26 protein-coding genes are annotated in these 24,384 nt (G+C 71.3%); 13 read left to right on the top strand and 13 right to left on the bottom strand.

All coding sequences use genetic code 11. The annotated features are described in order from the left end of the window. Nucleotides 1-58: 58 nt before the first annotated feature. From ACFPIH_RS03895 to ACFPIH_RS03880, 4 genes are all read left to right on the top strand, one after another. Nucleotides 59-664, top strand: a complete 606-nt coding sequence (locus ACFPIH_RS03895) for a TetR/AcrR family transcriptional regulator (protein ID WP_381168172.1) — start codon at nt 59-61, stop codon at nt 662-664. Nucleotides 665-802: 138 nt separating this feature from the next. Beyond that, entirely contained in the window at nt 803-3,055 is a 2,253-nt protein-coding gene (locus ACFPIH_RS03890; RefSeq protein ID WP_381168170.1) for an MMPL family transporter, read from the top strand. 306 nt (nt 3,056-3,361) lie between these two features. Then, on the top strand, nt 3,362-3,865 hold the full coding sequence (locus ACFPIH_RS03885; protein ID WP_381168168.1) for a lamin tail domain-containing protein: 504 nt from the start codon (nt 3,362-3,364) through the stop codon (nt 3,863-3,865). A 106-nt stretch (nt 3,866-3,971) separates the two neighbouring features. Beyond that, a complete protein-coding gene (locus ACFPIH_RS03880) occupies nt 3,972-4,463 on the top strand; it encodes a YbaK/EbsC family protein (protein WP_381168166.1) in 492 nt (163 codons plus the stop codon). Between the two features lie 45 nt (nt 4,464-4,508). Here ACFPIH_RS03880 and ACFPIH_RS03875 read toward each other — a convergent pair whose 3' ends face one another. Then, nucleotides 4,509-4,775 (bottom strand): hypothetical protein, encoded by a 267-nt coding sequence (locus ACFPIH_RS03875; protein WP_381168164.1) that lies wholly within the window; start codon nt 4,773-4,775, stop codon nt 4,509-4,511. Between the two features lie 210 nt (nt 4,776-4,985). Between ACFPIH_RS03875 and ACFPIH_RS03870 the strand changes: the two genes are divergently transcribed. Beyond that, nucleotides 4,986-5,756, top strand: a complete 771-nt coding sequence (locus ACFPIH_RS03870) for a class I SAM-dependent methyltransferase (RefSeq protein WP_381168162.1) — start codon at nt 4,986-4,988, stop codon at nt 5,754-5,756. A 16-nt stretch (nt 5,757-5,772) separates the two neighbouring features. Here ACFPIH_RS03870 and ACFPIH_RS03865 read toward each other — a convergent pair whose 3' ends face one another. Then, nucleotides 5,773-6,162: a VOC family protein gene (locus ACFPIH_RS03865; RefSeq protein WP_381168160.1), complete on the bottom strand. Its 390-nt coding sequence runs from the start codon at nt 6,160-6,162 to the stop codon at nt 5,773-5,775. 284 nt (nt 6,163-6,446) lie between these two features. Here ACFPIH_RS03865 and ACFPIH_RS03860 point away from each other — a divergent pair, with 284 nt between their 5' ends. Further along, complete coding sequence (locus ACFPIH_RS03860; protein WP_381168158.1) at nt 6,447-6,722, top strand: DUF1876 domain-containing protein; 276 nt, start codon at nt 6,447-6,449, stop codon at nt 6,720-6,722. Here ACFPIH_RS03860 and ACFPIH_RS03855 read toward each other — a convergent pair. The 8 genes from ACFPIH_RS03855 to ACFPIH_RS03820 all read right to left on the bottom strand — a co-directional run bounded on the left by ACFPIH_RS03855 (nt 6,712) and on the right by ACFPIH_RS03820 (nt 12,347). Continuing rightward, nucleotides 6,712-7,869: a serine hydrolase domain-containing protein gene (locus tag ACFPIH_RS03855; RefSeq protein WP_381168490.1), complete on the bottom strand. Its 1,158-nt coding sequence runs from the start codon at nt 7,867-7,869 to the stop codon at nt 6,712-6,714. The two genes, ACFPIH_RS03860 and ACFPIH_RS03855, sit on opposite strands and share 11 nt — an antisense overlap. 86 nt (nt 7,870-7,955) lie before the next feature. Next, nucleotides 7,956-8,402 (bottom strand): organic hydroperoxide resistance protein, encoded by a 447-nt coding sequence (locus tag ACFPIH_RS03850; protein ID WP_381168156.1) that lies wholly within the window; start codon nt 8,400-8,402, stop codon nt 7,956-7,958. A 115-nt stretch (nt 8,403-8,517) separates the two neighbouring features. Beyond that, entirely contained in the window at nt 8,518-9,009 is a 492-nt protein-coding gene (locus ACFPIH_RS03845) for a GNAT family N-acetyltransferase (protein ID WP_381168154.1), read from the bottom strand. Continuing rightward, entirely contained in the window at nt 9,006-9,248 is a 243-nt protein-coding gene (locus ACFPIH_RS03840) for a GNAT family N-acetyltransferase (RefSeq protein ID WP_381168152.1), read from the bottom strand. Before ACFPIH_RS03840 ends, ACFPIH_RS03845 begins: the two co-directional genes overlap by 4 nt. Before the next feature lie 69 nt (nt 9,249-9,317). Beyond that, nucleotides 9,318-9,779, bottom strand: a complete 462-nt coding sequence (locus ACFPIH_RS03835; RefSeq protein ID WP_381168150.1) for a MarR family winged helix-turn-helix transcriptional regulator — start codon at nt 9,777-9,779, stop codon at nt 9,318-9,320. After that, the gene (locus ACFPIH_RS03830) at nt 9,776-10,546 is read right to left on the bottom strand and encodes an energy-coupling factor ABC transporter ATP-binding protein (protein WP_381168148.1); all 771 of its coding nucleotides are present in this window, start codon (nt 10,544-10,546) and stop codon (nt 9,776-9,778) included. The genes ACFPIH_RS03835 and ACFPIH_RS03830 overlap by 4 nt, the downstream gene beginning before the upstream one ends. After that, entirely contained in the window at nt 10,534-11,295 is a 762-nt protein-coding gene (cbiQ, locus tag ACFPIH_RS03825; RefSeq protein WP_381168146.1) for a cobalt ECF transporter T component CbiQ, read from the bottom strand. The genes ACFPIH_RS03830 and cbiQ overlap by 13 nt, the downstream gene beginning before the upstream one ends. Next, complete coding sequence (locus ACFPIH_RS03820; RefSeq protein ID WP_381168144.1) at nt 11,295-12,347, bottom strand: energy-coupling factor ABC transporter permease; 1,053 nt, start codon at nt 12,345-12,347, stop codon at nt 11,295-11,297. Before ACFPIH_RS03820 ends, cbiQ begins: the two co-directional genes overlap by 1 nt. Before the next feature lie 180 nt (nt 12,348-12,527). Between ACFPIH_RS03820 and ACFPIH_RS03815 the strand changes: the two genes are divergently transcribed. Then, nucleotides 12,528-12,881: an SsgA family sporulation/cell division regulator gene (locus ACFPIH_RS03815; RefSeq protein ID WP_381168142.1), complete on the top strand. Its 354-nt coding sequence runs from the start codon at nt 12,528-12,530 to the stop codon at nt 12,879-12,881. 21 nt (nt 12,882-12,902) lie between these two features. Here ACFPIH_RS03815 and ACFPIH_RS03810 read toward each other — a convergent pair whose 3' ends face one another. The 3 genes from ACFPIH_RS03810 to ACFPIH_RS03800 all read right to left on the bottom strand — a co-directional run bounded on the left by ACFPIH_RS03810 (nt 12,903) and on the right by ACFPIH_RS03800 (nt 18,225). Continuing rightward, nucleotides 12,903-14,570, bottom strand: a complete 1,668-nt coding sequence (locus ACFPIH_RS03810) for a penicillin-binding transpeptidase domain-containing protein (protein ID WP_381168140.1) — start codon at nt 14,568-14,570, stop codon at nt 12,903-12,905. Nucleotides 14,571-14,729: 159 nt separating this feature from the next. After that, a complete protein-coding gene (locus ACFPIH_RS03805; protein WP_381168138.1) occupies nt 14,730-16,352 on the bottom strand; it encodes a penicillin-binding transpeptidase domain-containing protein in 1,623 nt (540 codons plus the stop codon). 85 nt (nt 16,353-16,437) lie between these two features. Then, a complete protein-coding gene (locus ACFPIH_RS03800) occupies nt 16,438-18,225 on the bottom strand; it encodes a dolichyl-phosphate-mannose--protein mannosyltransferase (protein WP_381168137.1) in 1,788 nt (595 codons plus the stop codon). Nucleotides 18,226-18,317: 92 nt separating this feature from the next. Between ACFPIH_RS03800 and rsmI the strand changes: the two genes are divergently transcribed. The 6 genes from rsmI (at nt 18,318) to ACFPIH_RS03770 (ending at nt 24,171) form a co-directional block, all read left to right on the top strand. Then, nucleotides 18,318-19,178 (top strand): 16S rRNA (cytidine(1402)-2'-O)-methyltransferase, encoded by an 861-nt coding sequence (gene rsmI, locus ACFPIH_RS03795; RefSeq protein ID WP_381168135.1) that lies wholly within the window; start codon nt 18,318-18,320, stop codon nt 19,176-19,178. A gap of 222 nt (nt 19,179-19,400) precedes the next feature. Further along, nucleotides 19,401-19,808, top strand: a complete 408-nt coding sequence (locus ACFPIH_RS03790; RefSeq protein ID WP_381168133.1) for a hypothetical protein — start codon at nt 19,401-19,403, stop codon at nt 19,806-19,808. Between the two features lie 50 nt (nt 19,809-19,858). Further along, a complete protein-coding gene (locus tag ACFPIH_RS03785) occupies nt 19,859-20,737 on the top strand; it encodes a TatD family hydrolase (RefSeq protein ID WP_381168131.1) in 879 nt (292 codons plus the stop codon). Between the two features lie 111 nt (nt 20,738-20,848). Then, nucleotides 20,849-22,180, top strand: a complete 1,332-nt coding sequence (locus ACFPIH_RS03780) for a ubiquitin-like domain-containing protein (protein ID WP_381168129.1) — start codon at nt 20,849-20,851, stop codon at nt 22,178-22,180. 24 nt (nt 22,181-22,204) lie between these two features. Beyond that, nucleotides 22,205-23,263: a 16S rRNA (adenine(1518)-N(6)/adenine(1519)-N(6))-dimethyltransferase RsmA gene (rsmA, locus tag ACFPIH_RS03775; RefSeq protein ID WP_381168127.1), complete on the top strand. Its 1,059-nt coding sequence runs from the start codon at nt 22,205-22,207 to the stop codon at nt 23,261-23,263. 2 nt (nt 23,264-23,265) lie between these two features. Beyond that, nucleotides 23,266-24,171 carry a 4-(cytidine 5'-diphospho)-2-C-methyl-D-erythritol kinase gene (locus tag ACFPIH_RS03770; protein ID WP_381168487.1) on the top strand — a complete coding sequence of 302 codons (906 nt, stop codon included), beginning with the start codon at nt 23,266-23,268 and terminating at the stop codon, nt 24,169-24,171. Nucleotides 24,172-24,384: the final 213 nt, after the last annotated feature.

Raw genomic sequence — 24,384 nt, 5'->3', positions numbered from 1 at the left:
GGGTATCTTCATGGGTGTAGGGGGACGAGTCGATGCCGGATCCGGAGGATGAGCTGAGATGACTGAGGTCGCAACGGCGCGTCGCAGTCGCATCACGCCCGAGCGTGAGGCCGAGCTGTACGAGGCCGTGCTCGCTCTGCTCCGCGAGGTCGGCTACGACGCCCTCACCATGGACGCCGTCGCCGCCCGCACCCGATCCAGCAAGGCCACGCTCTACCGCCAGTGGGGCGGCAAGGCCGAACTCGTCGCGAAGGCCGTACGGCACAGCAAGCCGGGCGGTTTCGGCGACGCCATCGACACCGGATCGCTCAAGGGCGACCTGCACGCCCTCACGCTGCGCTCGGACGACTGCGACATCGAGCAGAACTCCGCGCTGATGCGGGGTCTGGCCATGGCGATCCACGGCAACCCGGATCTCCTCGGAGCGTTCCGGGAGCACCTGATCGAGCCGGAGATGGCGGAATGCCACATCCTGCTGCAACGGGCGGTCGACCGCGGCGAGATCCGCGCGGACAACCCGGCGATCAAGTTCGTGATGCACATGATGATCGGCGGGTTCGCCGCCCGCACGATTCTCGACGAGAAGCCTCCGACACAGGAGTTCCTCCTTTCGTACATCGACGCAGTGGTTCTCCCCGCACTCGTCGCCCCCGCAACCACCTGACCGTCCCCGCGGTCCGCCCCACCTGACGTCACCGCTCAAGTCGTCGGGACGATCACCCCTGCCTCCCCGCCGGGTTGGTCACCCCTGCCCCTGGGGCCTGTGCCCCTCACCCCACGACATGACCGGGAGTACGCCTCCGTGGCCACGTTCCTTTACAAGCTCGGCCGGTTCGCCTTCCGGCGACGACACTTCGTCGCCCTGATATGGGTGGCCCTGCTGACCCTCGCCGGCGTCGGCGCGGCCTCCGCGCCCGCCGCCGGCTCCAGTTCCTTCTCCATTCCCGGGGTCGAGGCCCAGAAGGCCTTCGACCTGCTGGAACAGCGCTTCCCCGGCTCCAGCGCCGACGGCGCCACCGCACGGGTCGTCTTCAAGGCGCCCGACGGGGAGAAGATGACCGACGCCGCCAACAGGGCGACCGTCGACAAGACCGTCAAGGAGCTGGGCGACGGCTCCGAGGTCGTCTCCGTCACCGACCCCTTCAAGACCGACGCGGTCAGCAAGGACGGTACGGTCGCCTACGCCTCGGTGTCCTACGACGTCCCGGGCCAGGAACTGAAGGACGCCTCCCGGGACAACCTGGAGGCCACCGCCGACAAGGCGCAGGACGCGGGGCTGACCGTCGAGATGGGCGGTGACGCGCTCCAGGCCCAGCCCGAACAGGCGGCCACCGGCGAGATCATCGGCCTCGCCCTCGCCGCGGTCGTCCTCGTCATCACCCTCGGCTCACTCGTCGCGGCCGGACTTCCGCTGCTGACGGCGATCATCGGTGTCGGCATCGGCGTCTCCACCATCACCGCCCTCGCCAACGCGCTCGACCTCGGCGACTCCACCTCCACCCTGGCCCTGATGATCGGCCTCGCCGTCGGTATCGACTACGCGCTGTTCATCGTCTCCCGCTACCGGTCCGAACTCGCCGAGGGCCGCGACCGCGAGGAAGCGGTCGGCCGGGCCGTCGGCACCGCCGGCTCGGCGGTGGTCTTCGCGGGCCTCACGGTGGTCATCGCCCTGTCCGGCCTCGCGGTCGTCGGTGTACCGATGCTCACCAAGATGGGGCTCGCGGCGGCCGGCACGGTCGTCATCTCGGTCCTCATCGCCCTCACCTTGATCCCGGCGCTGCTCGGCTACGCGGGCCGCAAGGTCCGGCCGACCGGCGAGAAGGGCAAGCGGCTCGGACGCCGTAAGGCTGCCGCTTCCTCGGCTTCTTCCGCTTCTTCCGCCTCTTCCGAGGCCAAGCCGAACATGGGCACCCGCTGGGCGAGGCTCGTCGTCCGCCGTCCGCTCGCCGTGCTGCTGCTCGGCGTGGTCGGCCTCGGCGCGATGGCCCTCCCGGCCAGCCAGCTGGAACTGGGCCTGCCGGACGACGGTTCGCAGGCGACGTCCACCACCCAGCGCCGCGCCTACGACCTGCTGTCGGAGGGCTTCGGGCCCGGCTTCAACGGCCCCCTGATGCTCGTGGTCGACGCCAAGGACAGCGCCGACCCCAAGGCCGCGGCCACCGCGGTGACCGACGAGGTCAAGGGCCTCAAGGACGTCGTCAGCGTGACCCCCGCGACGTTCAACAAGGCCGGCGACACCGCCATGATCACGGTGATCCCGAACTCCAAGCCGTCCTCGACCCAGACCGAGGACCTGGTCCACGCCATCCGTGACGCGGGCGTCGGAGTGAAGGCCGACACCGACGCGAAGGTGCTGGTCACCGGCACCACCGCGATGAACATCGACTTCTCGCAGAAGCTCACCGACGCACTGATCCCCTACCTCGGCCTGGTGGTCGGCCTCGCCTTCCTCCTGCTGATCCTGGTGTTCCGCTCGATCCTGGTCCCGCTGAAGGCGGCCCTCGGCTTCCTGCTCAGCGTGCTGGCCGCCCTCGGCGCCGTCGTCGCGGTCTTCCAGTGGGGCTGGCTGGCGAGCCTCCTCGGCGTCGAGGAGACCGGCCCGATCATGTCGATGATGCCGATCTTCATGGTGGGCGTCGTCTTCGGACTCGCCATGGACTACGAGGTGTTCCTCGTGACCCGGATGCGCGAGGCGTACGTCCACGGCGAGAGCCCGAGCCAGGCCATCGTGACCGGCTTCAGGTACAGCGCCCGGGTGGTCGCCGCCGCGGCCGTCATCATGATCGCCGTCTTCTCCGGCTTCATCGGCTCCAGCGAGTCGATGATCAAGATGATCGGCTTCGGACTCGCCATCGCCGTCTTCTTCGACGCGTTCGTCGTCCGCATGGCGATCGTCCCGGCCGTCCTGGCCCTGCTGGGCAAGAAGGCCTGGTGGCTGCCGAAGTGGCTGGACCGCGCGCTGCCCAACGTGGACGTCGAGGGCGAGGGGCTGCGTACGGCGGCCGACGCCGAGTCCAAGGACGGGGACGAGGACCGGGAGCTGGTACGCGTCTGACGTACCGCTGCTGAAAGACCGCCGGTGAGGGTTCCGTGGGGACGGGGCGCCCTCACCGGCATTTTTCTGTGACCAGGCGCTGTGACCCACTTTCGGGTGAGGGCCGTCGCCGTGAGGGCCGGATATGCCCCGTAGGGCAACGGGCCCGGTGCGTTCAGTACATAGATGGACATGGAAGGCTACTGTCACCGCTATATGGATGATTCGTAACGTGAGGCTGTATCAGGGCACTTGGCCCCGGTCGGGTACGCAAGTGTTGGGCCCAGCGGCCGAGGGGTCGCTACCCGCACCAAGCAAGGAGACCCAGTGTCCGTTTCCTCTGTTTCCGCCCGCCGTCTCACCGCCGTCGCGCTCGTCGCCGCCGCTGTGACGGGGGCGGTGACACTGCCGGCGTCCGCCACCAGCACCTCGCGGCCGAACCGGCCGCAGGTGGAGATCAGCGCCGTGCAGTACGACGCACCGGGCCGGGACGACCGCTCCCCCCGCTCGCTGAACAAGGAGTGGGTCGAGCTCACCAACAAGACCCGCGATGTGGTCAACCTGAGCGGCTGGACCCTCTCGGACGACCGGGGCGAGACCTACACCTTCCGCCACTACCGTCTGGCCCCCCGCGCCACCGTCCGCGTCCACACCGGCGAGGGCCGCGACACCCGCACCGACCTGTTCCAGGACCGTCACCGTGAGGTCTGGGACAACCGCTCCGACACGGCCACGCTGCGCAACGACCACGGCCGCCGCGTCGACGAGAAGTCCTGGGGCCACGACCGCCACGGCGACCACGGCGACCACCGCCACGGGGGCCGTCACTGACCTCCCCGCCTGACAGAGGCGCGCCCGACCCCCTCCGGGTCGGGCGCGTCGCTGTTGCGGGAAACCCCGTCGCCTCCCCTCCGCACTCCCCACTACCGTGCCGTTCATGACGACGACAGGCGCTCACCCCCGCTTCGCGGAGGCCCTGCACGAGCTGGGCCTCGACGAACTGACCCCCCGTATCCGCCGCTTCCCGGACGCGACTCGCACCGCCGCCGAGGCAGCCGACGCGATCGGCTGCGAACTGGCCCAGATCTGCAAGTCCCTGATCTTCGCGGCCGACGGGGAACCGGTCCTGGTGCTGATGGACGGGGCGTCCCGGGTCGACGTGGACCGGGTGCGGGAGGAACTCGCCGCGAAGAAGGTGACGCGGGCCGCCGCCGACGTCGTACGGGAGACGACCGGTTACGCGATCGGCGGGGTGCCGCCCTTCGGGCACCGCACACGCACGCGTGTCCTCGCCGACCGGGGCCTGTTGGCGCACGACGTGGTCTGGGCCGCGGCCGGGAATCCGCACGCCGTCTTCCCCATGGCGCCGGGGGACCTCGTGCAACACGCCGCCGCCACCCTCGTGGACGTCCGCGAGCACACCTCGTGACCCCACTCGTCACGTCCGCGGTCGCGCAGGGCCGCCCGGAGCCGCTCAGTCACGCCGGACGGAGAACAGGCGCGCCGCCACGGCCAGCACCAGCCCGGCCGCGATGAGGTACAGGCCAAGACGTTCCTCGGGCACGGCCGGTGACCACACTCTCCACGCTGACGAGGTGTAGCCATCGGCTGCCAGGAAGGACCCGTAGACCCTGGGGGGCGAGCCGGTCCGGCCGCGCACCCACAGCAGGGCGCCGATGGCGGCGCAGCTCGCGGATATCGCATACAGGACCGCGGTGCGGCGCGGGACCGGTCTGTTCACGGATCCTCCCTCGGCATTGGCGTTGTGATGCGTGGATTCTCGCTGCCCGTGCCGGTCACGTCCGCGCTGGGGCATGGAGTCGGATGCCCGTGCGTACGGCAGCTCTTTCGCGCGGGTCGCCGCACGCTCGGCCACGCTCGGTGGGAACATCACGTCCGGCTCACGCCGAATCGCTGGTCTTCCGCCCCTTCGCTCTGCTGGGCTTGCCCCATGGACACCGAAGCTGCCGACCGTCCGTCGGCGACCTACGACCGCATCGGCATTGGCTACAGGGACATCCGACGGCCTGATGCCCGACTGCACGCCTTGATCGGCCAGGCGCTGGAAGGCGCCCGCACCGTCGTCAACGTCGGTGCCGGGACCGGCTCCTACGAGCCTGAGGGCGTCAGCGTGACCGCTGTCGATCCATCCCAGGTCATGCTCGACCAACACCCCGGGGCGAGGAAGGTGAAGGCCCTGGCCGAGGCCTTACCGTTCGCGGACGGCTCCTTCGACGCGGCCATGGCCATCCTGACCGTCCATCACTGGCCCGACCTGCACCGCGGACTCGCCGAACTGCGTCGCGTCGCCCGCAGGCAGGTCGTCTTCACCTGGGACCCGGACCACCGGCCGGAGCTGTGGCTGCTCGAGGAGTACCTGCCGGAGATCCGTGAGATGGACCATGCCCGCTTCACCCCGCTGGCCGAGGTCGCCGACGCGCTCGACGCGCTCGACGCGCACACCGTGCTGCCGTTTGCCATCCCGCACGACTTCACCGACGGCTTCCAGTGCGCCCACTGGCGCCGGCCGGAGTGCTACCTCGACCCGGTCATCCGGCAGGCCAGCTCCACCTTCGCCCAGCTGCCGCCCTCCGTCGTGGAGCCGGCGATCGCCCGGCTCCGCGCCGACCTCGCCTCCGGCGACTGGCACCACCGCCACGCCGACCTCCTTGGCCGGCAGAGCATGGACTACGGATACCGCCTGATCGTCGCAGGCGGGTAAGCGCTGCCGGGGACGGTTACGGGCGTACGTACGGGCGGGTCAGGATCTCGATGTTGTGGCCGTCGGGGTCGGCGAAGTACGCGCCCCGGCCGCCGAACAGCTGGTTGGTGCGGCCGGGTTCGGTGTGGTGGGGGTCGGCGTAGTACGTCACGCCGACCGCCTCCAGTCGGGCGATCATGCCGTCGAACTGCTCCTCCGGGACGAGGAACGCGTAGTGCTGGGACTGGATCGGCTCGTCGCGCTTCTCGTAGTAGTCGAGCGTGACGCCGTTGCCGAGGTCGACGGGGAGGAAGGGGCCGAAGGGGGCGCCGACGGCGAGGCCGAGGATCGCCGCCAGGAACTCCGCCGACAGCCGGCGGTCGGTGGCGTACACGGCGTGGTGGTCGAGCTGTACGGACGTGGTCATGTGAGCGGGTTTCTCCCGGATCCGTGAGGGGGGTTCCTGGTGTTCTTGGTGTCGGGATCACGGAGGGGAGCGGCGGGCCTCGCGCCCGCCTGGTGGTCACGCCGTGGCCGGGTGCCTCACGCGTGCGTGGCCCATGGCCGACCCGGCAGTCATGACCGCGACGCTAGTGCGCGCCTGAGCCCGTCCGCAACGATGTTTCCGGCCGGGGGGTGTGCGATGGGGAGTTCCGAGGAGCACCCTGGAAGCCTGGACGTCTGGACGCAGGGATTCCGGAGGTGGTCGTCATGACGCACACCGTCGTGGGATGGCATGTCGAGCTGGAGTTCGAGGAGGACGGGCTGCACACGCGCGCGGCGGCGCTGGTGCGGTTGCCCGACGGCACCGAGATCCGGGCCCACGGGCACGCCAGCCGGCACCGCATCGACGCCGACCAGCCCCGGGTCGGCGAGGAGATAGCCGGTGCCCGTGCCCTCAACGAGATCGCCATGCAGCTGCTGACCAAGGCCCACGGGGAGATCGACGGGGCGTCGGGGCGGACCTCGCACCCGATCAACGTGTGAGCCGTACCGCTTGCAGCAGGGCCTGGGCGCGCGGGTCGGCCGTCACGCTCGTACGGAAGCCGTTGGTGACATAGCCGAAGGCGATACCGGACTCGGGGTCGGCGAGCCCGAGGGCGCCGCCGCGGCCCGGGTGGCCGAAGGAGGCGGGGGACAGGAGCGGGGACGCGCCGCCGTGCAGCATGTAGCCGAGGCCGAACCGGGTGTTCACGACCAGCACCCGGTCCGGGCCCGCCGACCGCTCCCCGCGCGCCACTTCCACCGTCTCCGGCGTGAACAGACGCACCCCGCCGTCGACTTCGCCGATCAGCGAGGCGTAGAAGCGGGCCAAACCGTCGGCGGTGGCGATGCCGTTGGAGGCGGGGAGGGCGGCGGCGCGGTAGGCGGGGTCGTTCTCGTCGGGCATGGGGGTGATCGCGGCGAAGGCGCGGCTGGTGAGGGAGCCGGGGTCGGCGTAGGCCTCGGCGACGGACCGTTTGGGGCGGGTGCGGAGACCTCCGGTCTGCGTCGGCGCGGCGATCTGCCCCACACGTCCCGCGCGTGCGCTGTGCGCCGCCGGCAGGCCGAGCCACAGGTCCGCGCCGACCGGTCCGGCGATCTCCTCGGCGATCCACTCGCCGATCGGCCGGCCGGTGACCCGCCGGACGACCTCCCCGGTCAGCCAGCTGTACGTCTGGGCGTGGTAGCCGTGGTCCGTGCCCGGCTCCCAGGCGGGGGGCTGCGCCGCGACCGCCGCCGCGCCGAGGTCCGGATCGGCGGCCTCCGCGGGCGTCAGCGGCCGGTCGAGGGCGGGCACGCCGGCCCGGTGCGCGAGCAGATGCCGTACGAGGGTCCGGTCCTTGCCCGCCGCCTTGTACTCGGGCCAGTACGCCCCCACCGGCGCGTCCAGGTCCAGCTCCCCGCGCTGGTGCAGCAGCAGGAGTACGGCGGCGGCGACGCCCTTGGTCGCGGAGCGCACGATCTGCGCGGTGCCGTGCTCCCAGGGGGCTGTGCCGTCGACGTCCCGGGTGCCGCCCCACAGGTCGACGACCTTGTGCCCGTCCCGGTAGACGGCCACGGCGGCGCCCCGGTCGCCGAGCGTCTCGAAGTTCCGTACGAACGCGTCCCGGACCGGTTCGAACCCGTCGGTCACCTCACCGTTCACGATCAGATCCACGCCGGGCCCTTTCACTCGCTTACGACAGTGAGTGAAACACGGCGCCGGTGCCTTGGATTCCTGGGGTGCCGGCCGGAAGCTCAGCCCAGCAGGATCGTCACGTCGATGTTGCCGCGGGTGGCGTTCGAGTACGGGCACACCTCGTGCGCCGCGTCCACCAGCTTGGCGGCGAGGTCGGCGTCGAGGACGGGCAGCGACACACTGAGCGCGACGGCGAGGCCGTACCCCTTGGTCTTGTTCGGTCCGATCCCGACCTTGGCCGCGACCGTCGACCCGGTGAGGTCGTACCCGGCTCGGTTGCCGACGAGGATGAGCGCGTTGTGGAAGCAGGAGCTGTACCCGGCCGCGAAGAGCTGCTCCGGGTTGGTGCCGTTGCCGTCCCCGCCCATTTGCGGCGGCATCGCCACCTTCAGCTCGATCTGCCCGTCCTGACTGGTCACATACCCGTCCCGGCCCCCGTGTGCGGTCGCCTCGGCGACATACATGATCTTCGTCGGACGGGTGTCGACGGCAGCGCCTTCACTCACGGCGGGACCTCCCCCACAGCTTGCCCAAATTACATCGTGCACAAGGTACCGGCCGGTAGGGAGGTCGGCATCTACCAGGGGGTAGCAACCGGCGGTAACACGAGGTCGGGCGGGGTCACCCGTCGAAGCGGTACATCACCTGGGCGGAGTCCCACTCGACGAACCGGTCCACCGGCACCGCCCCGAGCCGCTCGAGCAGCCGCCGGGACCGCACATCGGCGGCCTGCGTCACAGCCACCACACCACCCGGCACCTCTGCCAGGGCCCGTCCGACCACCGCGCCCACCGCCTCACCGGCATAGCCGCGCCCCCACCACTCCGGCAGCAGCTGATACGAAATCTCCGTCCGCCCCTCCCGGCCCCCCGGATCCACGAACACGGACCCCAGCACCACACCGTCCGCCCGCCGTGCCACGGCGAACAGCCCCACGGCCCCCAGACACCAAGCCCCGCGCACCCGCACCACGTCCTCGCCGAGCGGCCCGCCCAGATACCGCCGGACCTCCACGTCGGTCCACAGCCGTGCCATCGCCGGCACGTCCGCTTCCTGGACGGGACGCAGGAGCAGCCGCTCTGTCGTGAGGGAGGTGGGGCCGTACGGCGTCATGGGGCAGGGGGGTACGGCGTGAGGCGCATGCGGACGTAGTTCGCTTCGCCCGGGCCGGGGCGGGTGGGGCCGTCCGGGTGCCAGCCGTGGTGGGTGTAGGAGGACTGGGCCCGGGTGTTGCGTTCCCAGGCCTCCAGGACGCCGCTGGTGAGTGACGCGTCTCGCAGGTGGCGTACGAAGGCCTCGTGGAGGAGGGTGCCGACGCCCTGGCGCCAGTGGTCCACATGTCGCCTGCTCATCGTGACCCCCGTCAGACCTCGCTCAACACGCTGATCTGACGCGCACATGGCACCCCATGGTTCCGGTCCTCAGCGGGCCTGTTCCGCCGCTCCCTGGGCCTTCTCCGCGAGGTCCCGGAGTTCTTCGCGCAGACGGGCGACCGTGGGGAGGTCGAGTCCCGTGGAGGCGAGGAGGGCCGCGGGGACCCGGGTCGCGCGGGACTTCAGGTCCTGGGCCCGGGGCGTGCAGGTGACGAGGACCGAGCGCTCGTCGTGGGGGGAGCGGTCGCGGCGCACCAGGCCGGCCGCCTCCAGGCGCTTCAGCAACGGCGACATCGTGCCGTAGTCCAGGCGCAGGGCCGCCGCCAGGTCCTTGACCGGGATCTCGCCGCGCTCCCACAGCACCAGCAGGACCAGGTACTGGGGGTAGGTGAGCCCGAGCTCGTCGAGGAGCGGACGGTACGCGGACGTCACCGCACGCTGGGCCGCGTACAGCGCGAAGCACAGTTGGTCGTCGAGCCGCAGTGAGCCCTCGGTCTCCTGGTTGGTCACACTCCCATTGTGCCCGTGCTCACGGATCGCGGGTCGAAGCCGAAGGGCAGCTCGAGCCGGTGCGTGCGCATGAGGGTGTCGTCGGACAGCAGACCGGCCGTGCGGCCGTCCGCCGCGATCACGCCCTCGCTGAGGATCAGGGCACGCGGGCACAGTTCGAGGGCGTAGGGGAGGTCATGGGTGACCATGAGGACCGTGACGTCCAACGAGCGCAGGATGTCGGCCAGTTCGCGGCGCGAGGCGGGGTCGAGGTTGGAGGACGGCTCGTCCAGGACGAGGATCTCCGGTTCCATGGCCAGCACCGTCGCGACGGCGACCCTGCGGCGCTGGCCGAAGGAGAGGTGGTGCGGGGGGCGGGACTTGAAATCGGACATGCCGACCTGGGCGAGGGCCCGGTCCACCCGGTCCTCCAGCTCCGCGCCCTTCAGACCGGCCGCCGCCGGGCCGAACGCCACGTCCTCGCGGACCGACGGCATGAACAGCTGGTCGTCCGGGTCCTGGAAGACGATGCCGACCTTGCGGCGGATCTCGGCCATGTGCGCCTTGCCGACCGGGAGGCCGGCGACCTTCACCTCGCCCGCGCCGCCGGTCAGGATGCCGTTGAGGTGCAGGACGAGGGTCGTCTTGCCGGCGCCGTTCGGGCCGAGCAGCGCGACCCGTTCGCCGCGCGCGACCGTGAAATCGACGCCGAACAGGGCCTGGTGGCCGTCGGGATAGGCGAAGGCGAGGCCGGAGACCTCCAGGGAAACGTCAGTCACAGCACCCATCCCAGCACGCAGACCGTCAGCGCGGCGAACGGGAGGGCCAGCGCGTACGTCCACTGCGCCCGGGACGCCGTCACCTCGTCGATCACCGGCATCGCACCGGCGTACCCCCGGCTCACCATGGCCAGGTGCACGCGCTCGCCGCGCTCGTAGGAGCGGATGAAGAGGGCGCCCGCCGACTTCGCGAGCACTCCCCAGTGCCGGACACCCCGCGCCTCGAACCCGCGCGACTCCCGCGCGATCCGCATGCGCCGCATCTCGTCCGTGATGACATCGCCGTAGCGGATCATGAAGGACGCGATCTGCACCAGCAGCGGGGGCAGTTTCAGCCGCTGGAGCCCAAGGAGCAGCTCGCGCAGCTCGGTGGTGGACGCCAGGAGGACGGACGCCGCGACGCCCAGCGTGCCCTTGGCGAGGACGTTCCAGGCGCCCCAGAGGCCGTTGACGCTCAACGACAGCCCGAGGACGTCCACCCGCTCGCCCTCCGCCACGAACGGCATCAGCACGGCGAACGCGACGAACGGCACCTCGATCAGCAGCCGTTTGAGCAGGAAACCGGCGGGTACGCGCGCGTGCCACGCGACCAGGCCGAGCAGGACGGCGTACAGGCCGAACGCCCACATCGCCTCCCGCGGCGTCGAGACCACGACCACCACGAAGGCGAACGTCGCGGCGAGCTTGGTGTGCGGCGGCAGGGCGTGCACGGGCGAGTGCCCGTGCCGGTAGAGCCGGTGCGCGTGGCCCGCACCCATCAGACGCCGCTGGTGGTCGACGCCGGCGACACGTCGTCCGTACGGCGCCTGCGCACCGCCCAGAACACCGCACTGCCCGCGACGACGGTCACGCCGACGCCGATCACGCCCGCGAGTCCGCCGGACAGCCGGGCGTTCTCGACGTCCTTCACGCCGTAGTCGGCGAGCGGGGAGCCGGCGTTCGCGTGCTCCTCGGTCTTCGTGTCGATGCCCTTGTCGGCGGCGACCTTCTCCAGGCCGTCGGGGTTCGCGGAGGCGTAGAAGCTGACGAAGCCGGCGAGGACCAGGGAGGTGACCAGACCGGTCACCCACAGCGTGCGCCGGGAGGTGCGCGCCGCGACGGGCGCCGGCGTGGGCGCGGGCGTGTCGACGAGTTCGCCGTTCACCCGCAACTGGAGCTTCTGCCGCAGGTCACGGGCGCCGTACACGAGGTCCGGGCGTACGGCGACGACGGCGCCCACCGTCAGCGCGGTGATCGCGGCCTCGCCGATGCCGATCAGTACGTGCACGCCGATCATCGCGGTGGCGACCTTGCCGATCGCGATGTCGGTGGTACCGCCGACCCAGTAGAGGAGGGTGAAGGCGAGGGCGGCCGCCGGCACGGAGAGCAGCGCGGAGACGAAGGTGGCGGCGGTGATCGAGCCGCGGGTGCGCGGCAGCACCTTCACCAGGCCGCGGAAGACGGCGTACGCCACGACCGTCGTCACGATCGCCATGTCGGTGATGTTCACGCCGAGCGCGGTCAGGCCGCCGTCGGCGAAGAGGATGCCCTGCATCAGCAGCACCACGGACACACACAGGACCCCTGTGTAGGGGCCCACGAGTATCGCGGCGAGCGCGCCGCCGAGCAGATGGCCGCTGGTTCCCGCCGCGACGGGGAAGTTCAGCATCTGCACGGCGAAGATGAACGCCGCGACCAGGCCGGCCAGCGGCGCCGTCCTCTCGTCGAGCTCACGGCGCGCACCGCGCAGGCTCACGGCGATGGCGCCCGCGGCGACGACTCCGGTCACGGCGGAGGTCGGGGCGTTGATGAATCCGTCGGGTACGTGCACCGTTCGATGATAGTGGCTTAATGCGAATGGTTCGCAAGAGCGAGTTGGTCGTCGGTTTCCGTGTATCGCACATGTGAGATATGCCTGGCCGGAAGCGCGCGTTCCGGAAAATGTGCGACATTGGGAGGGGAGCGAACACACAGCTTCCACACAGGTAACGCAGCGTGAGAGGGCCGGTCGATGCCCGTAGTCGAACAGTACGCGCGAGCACATATCGTCACGGACGAGGACCTGGTGGGCGAGGAACGCGCGGCCGTCCCCGTCGTACTGCGCTACGACCCCGAGGACGACCCGCGCGCGGTGCGGGTCCGCCTCCCCGGCCGCCACGAGTGGACGTTCTCCCGCACGCTCCTCGAACAGGGCCTGCGCGCCCCCACCGGCACCGGAGACGTCCGGGTCTGGCCCTGCGGGCGCGTCCAGGCCGTCGTCGAGTTCCACTCCGCGCGCGGCGTCTCGGTCGTCCAGTTCGAGACCAAGGCCCTTCTGCGCTTCCTGCGCCGCACCTACATGGCGGCGGCGCCGGTCGCCCACTGAGCCTTCGGGGGCCTCGGCTGCTCAGCCCCCCAGCTTCAGCAGGGACGCCACGATCGGGCCCGCCGTGTCGCCGCCGTGGCCGCCCGCCTGGACCACGCCCGCGCCCGCCAGGTCGCCGCGGTAGGCGGTGAACCAGCCGTTCGGCTTGGACTGGCCGTCGACCTCGGCGGAGCCGGTCTTGGCGCCGTCGTCGGGGCCGAGGCCGGACATCGCCTCCGCCGCCGTGCCGTACGCGGCGGTGTAGTTCATCAGCTCGCGGAGCTGGGAGAGGGTGGCCGACGACATCGCGCGCGAGGCCGTCGCGAAGGTGCGGTCGTCGACCGACCTGGCGACCAGGTACGGCTGGTGGAAGGTGCCGGACTTCACGGTCGCCGCGACCGACGCCATGTTCAGCGGGTTCATCCGGACCCCGCCCTGCCCGATCAGCGACGCCGCCTTCTGCGCCGCCGACTGCACCGGCACCGAGCCGTCGAAGGTGGGCACGCCGATCGCCCAGTTGTTCATCGACAGGCCGAACACCTGCTGCGCCTGCTTGGTCAGGCTGTCGTTGTCGACCTTGCCCGCCTGGCTGATGAAGGCCGTGTTGCAGGAGCGCGCGAAACTCGCCTTGAACGTGCCGCCCTTGATCTCGAACTTGTCGTCGTTCTGGAACTTCCAGCCGCCGTACGTGAAGTACTTCGGGCACGGGTGCGACTTGTCCACCGACGCGAGGTCCTTCTCGATGAGCAGCGAGGAGGTGATGACCTTCATCGTGGAGCCGGGCGCGAGGGAGCCCTGGAGGGCGACGTTGAAGCCGTGGCTGCTGTTGGCCACCGCCAGGACCTCGCCGGTCGACGGCCGCAGCATCACGACCGACGCGCGCGAGCGCTGCGCCACCTGCCGCTCGGCCGCGGCCTGCATCGTCGGGCTCAGTGTCGTCCTCACCGTGCCCGGCGTGCCCTTGCTCAGCTCCATCAGCGTCTTGTCGGAGGCCTTCTTCGCCTTCGACGCCTTGCCGCGCACCACCCGCAGCTCGACGCCCGCCGTACCGCCCGCCTTCTTGCCGTACTTCTCGCGCAGCCCGTCCAGCACCGTGCCCAGGGACGGGTACTTGGCCGTCGTGATCTCGCCGCCGTCCCGGTCCAGCGCCTTGACCGGCGGATCGCCGGCCTCGCCGGTCACCAGGGTGTCGCCGTCGGCGAGGTCGGGGTGCACCACGGACGCGTGCCAGTCGACCAGCGCCTTGCCGTCCTTCGCCCGCCGTACGACGGTCAGCGCGCTGGAGTACGACACCGGCTTGCTGACCTTCTTGTACGTCACCGTGCCCTTCACCGAGAACGGCACCTTGTCGCCCGTACGCGTGCCGGGTGTGAGGGTGACGCCGGTGATGTGGGCGTCCTTGGTGTAGCCGGTGAGCAGGGCGGTCGCGGCCGTCGAGTCGTCGGTGCCGGCGGCGGCCTGCGCGACCCTGCCCTGCTGCCACGACGCGAGGAACGTCCGTGCGGCGGTGGTGACTTCGGTCGCCGACAGCGGGCCGGTCCTGACCGCGGGCTTCTTCGCCGCCGGCGTACCGTCCTCGGCCGCGGCGCCGCCGCCGTAGAGCGCGTACACCCCGAACCCCGCGCCGCCGACGACCACGGCGATCATCCCGCCGACGACCGCGGGTCGTCGTTTCTTGCGTCGCTCGTCGACGCGCCTTCGCTTGCCCACTGCTCAGATCCTCCGGATCCCCAGGGGGTTCCCCACGCCCCAGTACCCTCGTTGCCCTCACTCACCCCAACGACGGCAACCACCCTAGAGTCCCGTCCTGTGGGGGTGACGTCACGTGTGACGTCAGCCACCCATCGGTCACCTGGTGTTCAGCTGGTGTCAGTTCGCGCGCAGCACCTGCGCGACGATCGGGCCGGACGCGTCCACGCCGTGGCCGCCGTCCTGCACCATGGCCGCCGCGGCCAGGTCGTTGTGGTATCCGGTGAACCAGCTGTTGGACTTGGCCTGTCCGTCGACCTCCGCGGAACCGGTCTTCGCGCCGATGCTGCCGCCGAGACCGGACATCACCTGGGCCGCGGTGCCGCTGGTCGCGGTGCGGTTCATCATGCCGCGCAGCTGCTGGACGGTGCTTGCCGACAGCCCACGCGCGCGTGCGAGTTCACGGTCGTCGAGGCTCTGCGGCACGAGCACCGGCTGCCGGAAGGCGCCCGTCATCGCGGTCGCCGTCACCGACGCCATGTTCAGCGGGTTCATCTGCACCTGGCCCTGCCCGATCAGGTTGGCCGCCGTGTCGGGGCCGCCGGAGGCGGGGACGGAACCGTCGAAGGACGGGATGCCGGTCTTCCAGTCGAGGCCGATGCCGAAGCGGTCGCGGGCCTCGTCGGTGAGGGTGTCGACCTTCACGTCGTCCGCGTACTTGATGAACGCGGTGTTGCAGGAGCGGGCGAAGCTCTCGGAGAGGGTCGCCTTCTCGTTCGGCTGCATGCCGTCGATGTTGTGGAAGGTCTGGCTCTGCCACACCGCGTCCGCCGGACAGGGCGCCGGGCCGTTCGCGGTGGTGATCCCGTTGTCGATGAACGTGGCCGCGCTGAGGATCTTCATGGTGGAGCCGGGCGCCACCTCCCCGAGGAAGGCCGCGTTGAAGCCGTCGTCCCGGTTGTTGGCGACCGCCAGCACCTCGCCGGTGCTCGGTCTGAGGGCCACCACCGAGGACTGGGAGTACTTGGACACCGCCTTCTCCGCCGCCGCCTGCACGCCCGCGCTGAGCGTCGTGCGCAGCCGGCCCGGCTTGCCCTCGGCGAGGGTCAGCAGCGGGGTGTCGGCGCTCTCCGGGGCCGCGTGATGGATGGCCAGCTCGATGCCGGCCGTACCGCCCGCCTTGGCGCCGTACTTGGCGCGCAGCTCGTCCAGGATCGGCCCCAGGGAGGGGTACTTCTCCTTCGTCAGGACCGTGCCGTCCCGGTCCACGGCCTCCACCGGCGGCGCCGACGACTCGCCGGTGACCAGGGTGTCGTCCATGTCCTTGAGTTCGGGATGGACGACCGACGGCTGCCAGTCCACCAGCGCCTTCCCGGTGGTGACCCCGCGCACCACGGTCAGCTCGCTCTTGTAGGAGAGCGGCTTCGACTTCCCGTCGTACGACACGGTCGCCCTGACGCCGTACGGCACGGTGGTGCCGACCGCCGTACCGGGCGTGATGCTCACGCCGGAGATGTGCGCGGTGTCGCTGTACGACGACAGCAGCGTCTCCGCCTTCGTCGCGTTGTTGGTGAGCTCGGCGGCCGCCGCGGGCCGGCCCTTCTCCCAGGCCGCGAAGAACTTCGCGGCGGTGTCCTTCACCTCCGAGGCGCTCGGCGGCCCCGTCTTCACGGGCGCGGGCCCGCCGCCCGTCCCCGACCCCCCGCTCACCGCGTTCACGATGTTGAAGGCGCCGTACCCGGCCCCGCCTACCATCACGGCGAACACCGAACCGACTATGGCTGCCTTTGCCCCTCTGCGCATGTGTGAACCTCCCCGTTCCGGGGCTCACAGTAAGCAGAAAGGGTGGTGATGAGGCAGGAGTTGCCGGAATCGTTAACACCCGCTGTCAAACCCAGGTATCCATCCACATCCGTGAACGCCAGTTGTCGATCGGGATGGCGGTGCCGGTGTACAGGGGCCAGAAGTAGATGAAGTTCCAGGCGATCAGGAGGACCAGGACGCCCGCGCCCGTCGCTCCCGCGACGCGTCGGGTGTCGCTCGAGCCCGGCGGGCCGACGATCGCGCCGATCATCATCGCCACCGCCAGACACAGGAAGGGCAGGAAGACGACGGCGTAGAAGAGGAAGATCGTGCGTTCCTGGTACATGAACCAGGGCAGATAGCCGGCCGCGATGCCGCAGGCGATGGCGCCGGCCCGCCAGTCGCGGCGGAACAGCCAGCGCCACAGGACGTAGGCGACGGCGAAGCAGGCCGCCCACCACAGCAGCGGGGTGCCCATGGCGAGCACCTCGCGCGCGCACTTCTCGCCCGCGTCCGTCGGGCAGCCGTCCTTGCCGGGCGCGGGGGACTCGTAGAAGAACGAGACCGGGCGGCCCAGGACGAGCCAGCTCCACGGGTTCGACTGGTAGGTGTGCGGCGAGGTCAGATGCGTGTGGAACTCGTACACCTCGTGCTCGTAGTGCCACAGGCTGCGCCACCAGTCCGGGAACAGCCAGGTCCAGCTGCCGCCCTTGCCGTCGGTGGCCGCCCAGTTGCGGTAGTAGCCGCCCGAGCCGTCGCTGGGGGAGAGGATCCAGCCCGTCCACGACACCAGGTACGTGACCAGCGCGACCGGCACGGTGGCCAGGAACGCGAGGCCCGTGTCGCGCCGCAGCACCGCCCGGTACGGGTGCCGCGCGCCGGCCACCCGGCGCGAGCCGACATCCCACAGCAGGGTCAGCAGGATGAACCCGACCGTGATGTACAGGGCGTTCCACTTCGTGCCGATGGCCAGGCCCAGCATCAGGCCGGCCACCCAGCGCCAGGGCCGCAGACCGAGGCTCAGGGTCTGCGCGATGTGCGCGTCGGGGCGGTAGCGGCCGGTCACGTCGGGCGGCAGCGCCGCCGCGAGCCGCTCGCGCGCCTTGTCGCGGTCCACGACCAGCGCACCGAACGCCGCCAGCACGAAGAACATCAGCACCCCGTCGAGCAGCGAGGTGCGGCTCATCACGAAGGCCAGCCCGTCCACCGCCATCAGCGCGCCCGCGAGGCAGCCCAGGAACGTGGAGCGGAAGATCCGGCGGCCGATCCGGCACAGCAGCAGCACGCTGAGCGTGCCGAGCACGGCCGTCATGAACCGCCAGCCGAACGGGTTGAACCCGAACATCAGCTCGCCGAGCCCGATCACGTACTTGCCGACCGGCGGATGCACGACGTACGCCGCGTCGGTCGGGATCGGGAGGTGGCCGTTCGAGGAGAGGACCAGGTCGTTGGCGTTCTTGTCCCAGTTGACCTCGAACCCGCGGTGGACGAGCGCCCACGCGTCCTTGGCGTAGTACGTCTCGTCGAATATCACCTTCTTCGGGTTGCCCAGGTTCCAGAACCGCAGCACGCCCGCCATCAGCGTGACCAGCAGCGGGCCGCCCCAGCCCGACCAGCGCGCGATCCGGTCCGCCCACGTCGGCGGCAGCCCCAGCACCTGCCAGATCCTCGGACTGGGCTCCACGTACGGCGGCAGCAGCCGTTCCCGTACGTCGCCTGCGGGCTCCGTCGTGTAGCCGAAACGGCGCAGCCGCAGCTGCCACGACGACGGCCGACGGTCGTCGGGGCGGGGCGCGGGCCGGTGGTCAGCGGAGCCCGTGGAGCCTGTGGACTCCGTGGAGTCCGGGGAGTCCGGGGAGTCCGTGGAATCCATGGAATCCATGGAAGACGCAGTACTGGTCACCGCGCCATCGTAGGGAACAGGTCTGTGCGAGTCCCGTGGGTCGGCCCTGCGAGGATGGAAACGTGACAGTTGCTCCCGGAACCCTGGTCCTCGCCGGCACCCCCATCGGTGACATCTCCGACGCCCCGCCCCGGCTCGCCGAGGAGTTGGGCGGGGCCGACGTGGTGGCCGCGGAGGACACCCGTCGGCTGCGCCGGCTGACCCAGGCGCTCGGGGTGACGCCCAAGGGGCGGGTGGTGTCGTACTTCGAGGGCAACGAGACGGCCCGTACGCCCGAGCTGGTCGAGGAACTGCGCGGCGGCGCGCGCGTGCTGCTGGTGACCGACGCCGGCATGCCGTCGGTCTCCGACCCCGGCTACCGGCTGGTCGCGGCGGCCGTGGAGCACGGCATACGGGTCACCGCCGTCCCCGGGCCGTCCGCCGTGCTGACCGCGCTCGCGCTGTCCGGGCTGCCCGTCGACCGGTTCTGCTTCGAGGGCTTCCTGCCGCGGAAGGCCGGCGAGCGGCTGTCGCGGCTGCGCGAGGTCTCGGACGAGCGCCGCACGATGGTCTACTTCGAGGCACCGCACCGGCTCGACGACACCCTCGCCGCGATGGCCGAGGTATTCGGCCCCGACCGGCGCGCCGCCGTGTGCCGCGAGCTGACGAAGACGTACGAGGAGGTCAGGCGCGGTCCGCTCGGCGAGCTCGCGGAGTGGGCGGCCGAGGGGGTGCGCGGCGAGATCACCGTCGTCGTCTCGGGCGCACCCGAGCGCGGGCCCGAGGAACTGGACGCCGGGGAACTGGTGCGGCGGGTGCGGGTGCGCGAGGAGGCGGGGGAGCGGCGCAAGGAGGCCATCGCGGCGGTCGCGGCGGAGGCCGGGCTGCCGAAGAGGACGGTTTTCGACGCGGTCGTGGCGGCGAAGAACGCCGGGGGACGGTGAGGTTCCCGGGGGTGTTGTGAAGACGCTCACACCCTCTCTGAGCAGGGCGCATGCCGGATGAGCGTGCGCCCCATGCGCGGGTCAAGGGCGCGGGGTGCCAGGGCAAGAAACGCCCAAATCGCCTTCAACACTGCACAGGTCGGGTGCATTCGCACCCTCCTGGAGCATCCACTGGGTGAGGGACGTGAACCGTTCCCTCCAGTGGACAACCAGGAGCTGGCCATGAGTGAGATCACAGGGCACACCGGCCTTCGCAACGGGGCGACCGCCGTGGTCAACGAGTCGTATTCCTTCGCCTGCATGCGCTGCGGCCACGGGTGGGAGCAGGCGTACGCGATAGAGCACCACATCGACGGCGGCGGCCACGAGTTCGTCCAGTACGTCGCCGACGGCCGCGTCGTGCCGTCCCCGCTGAGCCGCCCCGCGTGCCAGAACTGCGACGGCCACGTGCTGCGCATCATGCGCGCCGGACAGGTGTCGTCGGTGCAGAGCGCGGCCCGGCAGCAGCGCCCGGCGGGACCGGTGACGGGGCCCGGGGCGGAGGCGTCCGAGATCCCGGCGCAGACCAGCGGCGAGCATCACTGGCACCTGTCCGACCTCCTGCACGCCTTCCAGCGCAAGGCGAGCTGAGGGCCGACCGCGGGCGGTGGCGGGGCGTGCCCCTTTCGTAGGATCGGGGCATGCCTTCGAACGCCGACCAGAAAGCGGCGCCGCCGCTCCCGGAGCCCCTGCGGGTGCCCGTCGCCGACTCCCACACCCACCTCGACATGCAGTCCGCAACGGTGGCGGAGGGCCTCGCGAAGGCCGCGTCCGTCGGGGTGACGACGGTCGTGCAGGTCGGCTGCGACATCAAGGGCTCGCGGTGGGCCGCCGAGACGGCCGCCGCGTACGACAACGTCCACGCGACGGTCGCCCTGCACCCGAACGAGGCGCCGCGCATCGTGCACGGAGACCCCGACGGCTGGTCCCGGCAGGGCGCGCGCGAGCCGGGGGGCGCGTCGGCGCTCGACGAGGCGCTCGCCGAGATCGACCGCCTGGCCGCCCTTCCGCACGTCAGGGGCGTCGGCGAGACGGGCCTGGACTACTTCCGCACCGGCCCCGAGGGCAAGGAGGCGCAGGAGCGCTCCTTCCGCGCCCACATCGAGATCGCCAAGCGGCACGGCAAGGCCCTCGTCATCCACGACCGCGACGCCCACGCCGACGTCCTGCGCGTGCTGAAGGAGGAGGGCGCCCCCGAGCGCACCGTCTTCCACTGCTACTCCGGCGATGCCGAGATGGCCGAGATCTGCGCCCGCGCCGGGTACTTCATGTCCTTCGCCGGCAACGTCACCTTCAAGAACGCCCAGCAACTGCGCGACGCCCTCGCCGTCGCCCCGCGCGAGCTGGTCCTGGTGGAGACCGACGCCCCGTTCCTCACCCCCGCGCCCTACCGGGGCCGGCCCAACGCCCCCTACCTGATCCCGGTCACCGTGCGCGCCATGGCCGCAGTACGGGGCACCGACGAGGACAGCCTGGCGACGGCGCTGGCGGCCAACACGGCCCGCGCGTTCGGCTACTGACCCCTCGCCGACCCACTCGAACACGACTCTGGGTAGCCGCGTCGCTTTGGAGAGTGACGAATGCTCCGCTAGGTTCTGGGGGCCCGATCCGGACCCCTGGAGCGTGTCGGCGTGAGCAATTCCCAGCACCTGGCGGATGTGCAGTACCCCGAGCACCCCGAGCACCCCGAGTACGTCGACGTGCACAGCGCCGAGACGCTGGCCTATGGCGTGTACGCGGCCCCCGGGGCGTACGACGACACCTACCGGCCGGCCTACGAGGAACCCGAGCCGACACTTCCGCAACAGCCGCCACCGCCACCGGCACCCGCGCCCATCGGGTCGCGCCGGCGCCGGGCGCGCACCGCCGAGCGCCCCGAGTCGACCATCCGCCGGCTGCTCCCGCAGGCCCTCGTCGTCGCCTTCCTGGCCGGCGGCACGACCGCCTTCGTCGCCGAGGACAAGGCGGTCGAGCTGACCGTCGACGGCAACTCACGCACTCTGCACACCTTCGCCGACGACGTCACCGAGCTGCTGGCCGACGAGGGCGTGGGACTGGGCGCGCACGACGTCGTCTCACCCGCCCCCGGCACCGAACTGTCCAGCGGCGACGAGGTCGCGGTCCACTACGGGCGCCCCGTACGGCTCACCCTGGACGGACAGCGGCACGACGTGTGGACGACGGCCCGCACGGTGGAGGAGGCGCTCGAACAGTTCGGGGTACGGGCGGACGGCGCCTACCTCTCCGTCGCGCGCACCCGGCGCATCGCACGCGCGGGGCTCGCGCTGGACGTACGCACCGAGCGCGCCGTGACCGTCATGGCCGACGGCCGGGCCCGCACGATCCGCACCACCGCGGCGACCGTCGGCGAGGCGGTCGAGGAGGCCGGGATCACCCTGCGCGGCCAGGACGCCACCTCCGTGGACTCCGGCAGCTTCCCGCGCGACGGCCAGACCGTCACGGTCCTGCGGATCACCGGCACCCAGGAGATCCGCGAGGAGGCGATCCCGTACGACGTCCGGCGCACGCCCGACGCCTCCCTCTTCAAGGGCACGGAGGTCGTCGAACAGGCCGGACAGCCGGGCCTGCGCCGCATCACCTACTCCCTGCGCACCGTCAACGGCGTGAAGCAGCGCCCGAGGCGGATCGGGACCGAGACCGTGCGCGAGCCGCGCACCCAGGTGGTGAGGGTCGGTACCAAGGCGCTGCCGGCCTCCGTGCAGGGCGCCGACGGCCTGAACTGGCAGAGCCTCGCCGCCTGCGAGTCCGGCGGCCGTCCGGGCGCCGTGGACCCCTCGGGCACGTACGGCGGCCTCTACCAGTTCGACACCCACACCTGGCAGAGCCTCGGCGGCACCGGCCGCCCCCAGGACGCCCCGGCCTCGGAACAGACCTTCCGAGCGAAGAAGCTGTATGTGAAGAGGGGCGCGAGCCCGTGGCCCCACTGCGGCGGACGGCTCTAGCGGTATCCCCCGTACCCTGGTGCGGTGAGCAGCACCGACCCCGACGCCCTTCTGGGCCCCGCCGACATCCGCGAACTGGCGGCAGCCCTGGGCGTACGCCCCACCAAACAGCGCGGTCAGAACTTCGTGATCGACGCGAACACGGTCCGCCGAATCGTCCGTACCGCGCAGGTACGCCCCGACGACGTGGTCGTGGAGGTGGGACCGGGCCTCGGCTCCCTCACCCTCGCGCTGCTGGAGGTCGCCGAGCGGGTCACGGCCGTCGAGATCGACGACGTCCTCGCCGGCGCGCTGCCCGCGACGATCACGGCGCGCATGCCGGGGCGCGCGGAGCGCTTCGCGCTGGTGCACTCCGACGCGATGCAGGTCACCTCCGACGGCCTGCCGGGCCCCGCCCCGACCGCACTCGTCGCGAACCTGCCGTACAACGTCGCCGTGCCCGTCCTCCTCCATATGCTCGACACCTTCCCGAGCATCGAGCGCACCCTCGTGATGGTCCAGTCCGAGGTCGCCGACCGGCTCGCCGCCCCGCCCGGCTCGAAGGTGTACGGCGTCCCGTCCGTCAAGGCCAACTGGTACGCCGAGGTCAAGCGGGCCGGAGCCATCGGCCGCACGGTCTTCTGGCCGGCCCCGAACGTCGACAGCGGGCTCGTCTCGCTCACCCGCCGCACCGAGCCGGTCAGGACCACCGCGTCGAAGCGGGAGGTCTTCGCCGTCGTGGACGCGGCGTTCGCCCAGCGCCGCAAGACGCTGCGCGCCGCGCTCGCGGGCTGGGCGGGTTCCGCCGCCGCCGCCGAGACGGCCCTGGTCGCCGCCGGAGTCTCTCCGCAGGCACGCGGCGAGTCCCTCACCGTCGAGGAGTTCGCCCGCATCGCGGAGAACAAGGCCGGTGCCGAGTCCGAGAACAAGGTCGGCAACAAGGGCGAGAGCAAGGGCGAGAGCAAGGGCGAGAGCAAGGGCGAGCGCAAAAGCGACGACGAGGCCGGCAACAAGGCCGAGCGCAAGGACGACGACAAAGGCGAGCGCAAGGCCGACGACAAGGGCGACGACAAGGGCGGGAACATGCAGGGGAGCGCCGCGTGAGTGTGAGTGTCACCGTGCGGGTGCCCGCCAAGGTCAACGTCCAGCTCGCGGTGGGTGCCGCGCGCGCGGACGGCTTCCACGACCTGGCCAATGTCTTCCTGGCCGTCGGCCTCTACGACGAGGTCACCGTGACGCCCGCCGACGAACTCCGCGTCACCTGTGAGGGCCCGGACGCCGCCGAGGTCCCCCTGGACCGCACCAACCTCGCCGCCCGCGCGGCGCTCGCGCTCGCCGAGCGGTACGGCATCGACCCCGCCGTGCACCTCCACATCGCCAAGGACATCCCCGTCGCCGGCGGCATGGCGGGCGGCAGTGCGGACGGCGCCGGCGCGCTGCTGGCCTGCGACGCGCTGTGGGGCACGCGCGCGTCCCGCGACGAACTCCTCGGCATCTGCGCCGAACTCGGCAGCGACGTCCCGTTCAGCCTGGTCGGCGGGGCCGCCCTCGGCACCGGACGGGGCGAGCGGCTGACCCCCCTGGAGACCGGCGGCACCTTCCACTGGGTGTTCGCGATGGCGCCGCGCGGGCTGTCGACCCCGGCGGTCTTCCGGGAGTTCGACCGGCTCGGCGAGGGCCTCGACATCCCCGAGCCCGTCGCCTCGCGGGAACTCCTCGACGCGCTCGCCAAGGGCGACCCCGACGCCCTCGCCGCCGCCGTCTCCAACGACCTCCAGCCCGCCGCGCTCTCCCTCTTCCCCGAACTCGCCGACACCCTCGCCGCGGGCCGCGCGGCCGGCGCCCTCGCCACCCTCGTCTCGGGCTCGGGTCCGACCACCGCCCACCTCGCCCGCGACGCCGACGCCGCCACGGAGATCGCGGAGGCGCTGGCCGCCTCGGGAACGTGCAAGCACGTACGCGTGGCGGCGGGCCCGGCCCCGGGGGCGACGGTCGTCGCGCCGCAGCGGTAACCAGGCTGCCGGCTGTGTGGCGCTGATCCCGTGTCAGCGACCGGGCGGGGGCGTGGAGTCACAGGCGTTTCTTCGCCTGATCTCCACAAGGAAATACTGCGATCGGAGTACGGGCGGGGCGGTTGGGGCGGCTAGGGTCCTTGATGTTTCAAGGGCCTGCCGTGGTGTGATCCGGCGGGGCTCCCGTCATGCGTACAGCTGGAAGGGCCACTT

Origin of the sequence: Streptomyces vulcanius, from assembly GCF_042653945.1 — a bacterium.
GTDB lineage: Bacteria > Actinomycetota > Actinomycetes > Streptomycetales > Streptomycetaceae > Streptomyces > Streptomyces mangrovi.
This window is presented reverse-complemented; position numbering and strand designations above follow the sequence as displayed.